Origin of the sequence: Oleiagrimonas sp. MCCC 1A03011 (assembly GCF_003267965.1) — a bacterium.
Classification (GTDB): domain Bacteria; phylum Pseudomonadota; class Gammaproteobacteria; order Xanthomonadales; family Rhodanobacteraceae; genus Oleiagrimonas; species Oleiagrimonas citrea.
Genome location: NZ_MSPY01000019.1, coordinates 1 through 3,400 on the forward strand (window position 1 = coordinate 1; position 3,400 = coordinate 3,400).

General features: G+C 47.5%; 4 protein-coding genes. All 4 read left to right on the plus strand.

The features are described from left to right. Nucleotides 1-197: 197 nt before the first annotated feature. The 4 genes from BTJ49_RS15080 (at nt 198) to BTJ49_RS15095 (ending at nt 3,033) form a co-directional block, all read left to right on the plus strand. The gene (locus BTJ49_RS15080) at nt 198-638 is read left to right on the plus strand and encodes an AAA family ATPase (RefSeq protein WP_146742378.1); all 441 of its coding nucleotides are present in this window, start codon (nt 198-200) and stop codon (nt 636-638) included. Nucleotides 639-713: 75 nt separating this feature from the next. After that, nucleotides 714-1,022, plus strand: a complete 309-nt coding sequence (locus tag BTJ49_RS15085; RefSeq protein ID WP_113066253.1) for a hypothetical protein — start codon at nt 714-716, stop codon at nt 1,020-1,022. Between the two features lie 81 nt (nt 1,023-1,103). Continuing rightward, nucleotides 1,104-1,520, plus strand: a complete 417-nt coding sequence (locus tag BTJ49_RS15090; RefSeq protein WP_113066254.1) for a hypothetical protein — start codon at nt 1,104-1,106, stop codon at nt 1,518-1,520. 91 nt (nt 1,521-1,611) lie between these two features. Continuing rightward, nucleotides 1,612-3,033: a PIN-like domain-containing protein gene (locus BTJ49_RS15095; protein WP_113066255.1), complete on the plus strand. Its 1,422-nt coding sequence runs from the start codon at nt 1,612-1,614 to the stop codon at nt 3,031-3,033. Nucleotides 3,034-3,400 lie beyond the last annotated feature (367 nt).

Sequence of the window (3,400 nt, forward strand, 5' to 3'; positions counted from 1 at the left end):
CCGAAAAAGCGGTCTTCGCCAAGTCCACGCCAAGGATTATAGTGTTCATGGAGGCTTCCTCTTCTGCTGACGGTTGTGTCGCAACACCATCATGGCCTTCGAGGCCGAAGGGAGGGGAAGTCTCTTTTTACTCATTCAAGCCGACCGCCCACTGGCTACGCCAGCGGTCGGCGTCTTAACTCCAGCGTTAGCCGCCTATGCCTATTGCATCGCACTCATACAACTTGGCAACGGCAGCCCTCACGCCCGTGCTGCACGATTTGCCACCCGTCGTAGTTGCCATCGACGGGCTTCCTGGCTCGGGTAAGACAACCCTCGGCAGGTACTTGGCCTGGTACTTTAACGTTACGCTCGTCGAGACTGATTTGTTCTTACTTCAAGGCCAGGGCTTCAAACATCGCATGTCGGATTTGTCACAGGTGGTGTCCGCACGGCTGGCGCGCGAACGGCCAATCATCATTGATGGCGCCGCCGTGCACCGGCTGCTCGGTGAGCTGGGCCGCGAAGCTGCATTCACCATCTACGTTTCCAATACCGGCCCTAGCGCTGGCGAGTCACCATTCCCTGAGGTGAAAGCGTACGAAGCTAACCAGCATCCCCGAGAGACCGCAGATTTGGTCGTGGAACTATGTCACTGAAGCGGGCTAACAAATCATCCAAGCGGACACGCTGACGCGTGCCGCTTAACTCAAGCGTTAGAGGGCAAGGAATTCATGGCCTGCGACAAATGCAAGGATCTCTGTGTTCGCTATGCCATCCGACTGCCAGGCGATCTGCGCAAAGCAATCTCTATTGCTAGCCAAAACGTAACCGATGGCACGCTAATCGATACCACTGGTCCATCGGCGCACTCCGTGTCATTCGCACAACTGGCAGCAGGCCAGACATGGGACGACATCGTCGCTTACCACTTCAGGTGCAGCTGCTGTGGTGAGCAATTTTCTCTACATGCGGAGACCTATCACGGCAGCGGCGGCTACTGGGAGCCCGTGCGTAAAGCGGCGATCCGTGAGAACCTCTAACCAATCGTTCAAGCCGACCGCCCACTGGCTACGCCAGCGGTCGGCGTCTTAACTCCAGCGTTAGATCTAAGGAGGGAGCTCATGAGTTCAGACCAAATTTTCTGGCTTTGCCTTGTCGTGATAGGCATTGGGGCCGGGTTAGTCTGGGCCATCGTATGGTTTGGTCGACGCATCTTTGGTGACAGCCAGTATGATTTTTGGGGACTCGATCGATTCTTAGATTTCTGGGAGCGTCAAGACATTCGGCCAAATCTCCCGCGTTATTTCGTTGACGCGCTCACGGAGTCTCTGCAGCGACGTAACGAGTTCTGGATGACCTATGGACAGATCGTCGTTTCTGTTCTCATCATCGTCATACTCACAGTGCTCCTGCTAACGAAGGCAATCTCAGCGGAGGCTGGCTTGCCGTTGCTATCCGCGGTGTCAGGCTTTGCCATCGCCAAGGGCGTCAATTCAAACAGGTCAAGCTCGCCAAGTCCGGACCGTGAGCAAGGCTGATCTAACTAGTCATCCAAGCCGCCCCAAACCGCTACGCGCTTTGGGGCGGCTTAACTCAATCGTTACGCGCATAAAATACTGAGCTACGTATATGCTAGAAACACTGCTAAAAATACACAAAGACCTTGAAACCCTAGATTTCAAAGAGGTCTGGAAGGACGGTATATTTGTGTTCGACTCTAATGTATTACTTGATCTTTATCGCTTACCCGAGCCAGCAAGCAGCGATCTAATAAAAGCGTTAAGTAATGAAGAATTCAATAAGAAAGTCTGGATTGGCTTCCAAGTTATTTTGGAGTTTCTGAGCAATCGATATGAAGCAATTAGTGACCAAAAAAATAAATTTAATACCGTTAGAGGTTTAATTGATGAAGCAATAACACAATATGACGAAGTATTTGAAAACCTATCAAAACAATTAGATAAGCTGAGGTTGAAACAGAGGCATTCTCTAATTGATCCAGATAAATTTATAACTCAAGACAATATCATTGGTGGAAGGAGTTTTCTAGAAGAATTTGTAGATGAACTATCAGTGCTCGAAAACAAGCAGTCAGACGTTAATGATGAAGATAAGATAAAAGATATTGTACTCGGTATATTCGATGGAAAAATTGGAGAAGGCTTTACAAAGAAAGAGCTAGAAGAAATCTATAAGCTTGGTGAGAAAAGATACGAAAACAACGTTCCTCCAGGATATAAGGATAAGGCCAAGCAAGGATCGTATAAAGTCGAAGATAGGGAGTTTGTAAGAAAATATGGTGATTTAATCTTATGGAAAGAAATACTCAGAAAAGCTAGCTCGGAAAACATACCTCATATTGTTCTAGTGACCGGTGATGTAAAGGAAGATTGGTGGTTGGAAAAAAGGGGTAAAAAGCTAGGCCCAAGGAAAGAGCTACTAAATGAGATGTATTCAGAGGCCCCAAACCTTAAAACATTCTATTTATATGATACTTCTATTTTTCTAAAATATGCTAAATCTGAATTGAGACTAGATATCAGTGATTCGTCTATTAGCCAAGCTAAGGATCTTATTGAACGTGTTCGAAGAAATAGGTTTGCTCGAGAAGAAGGATATATATTTATTCCTGAATTTATCAAGTCGCCTGTATCACAGATGAGCGGATTTAGGGTTGGGATAGGTAGATCAGTTTATAACCTGCCGCCAGTTAAAATTAAAGAATCAGCATTTTATTCTGCTCTCATTGAAATTTTTCAAAATGCCATTGAACATGGAATTCAAAACTATGTTGGCGTTCAAGCCAAAAAAAGAGGTGGCGTTATTTTATTGCGGTTTAAAAACAAGGTATCACCAACCTCCTCCGGGCGTGAAGATAACGATGTTTCTTCCAATTCAGTGTCGCGTGGACTCGGACTAAATGGGATTATGGAATGGATGTCAAAGGATGAGATTGACATTCACATAGTTGAATCTCAGAAGAGCTTTGTCGTTGAAATGCATATCCCTATTAGTTTGTTCTACTTTGAGGGCGGTGATCAGAGCTCTTAACAAGGCGCTGCTGCCGAACAAGATTTCCGCTGCCCTCCGAAATTACTCAGAATGCATCGTTAACGTCCGCTTCTGGCCGGTTCCGGCCGGTGGCCTCGAACGTATGGGCTCGTGCGATCGCTGGGCCTGTTGGTCGGCACCAGCGTCTTGGCTAGGAATTGCCGGGAAGCTGGTAAACAGCTTCCGAAATCCGTACTCAACTTAACTCCCGACTCACCGTCTGTTCTGTACGAACCACTCAACGGCCTCCCCCAAAGGCATTTGCTTCTCGTACTGCTGAATCTTCATACTGAATCGACCAGGTTCCCGTAGACGCTTACGAGCCACTCTCTAGGAACCGCTTTTCGTACTCTACCGGCGACAGCCC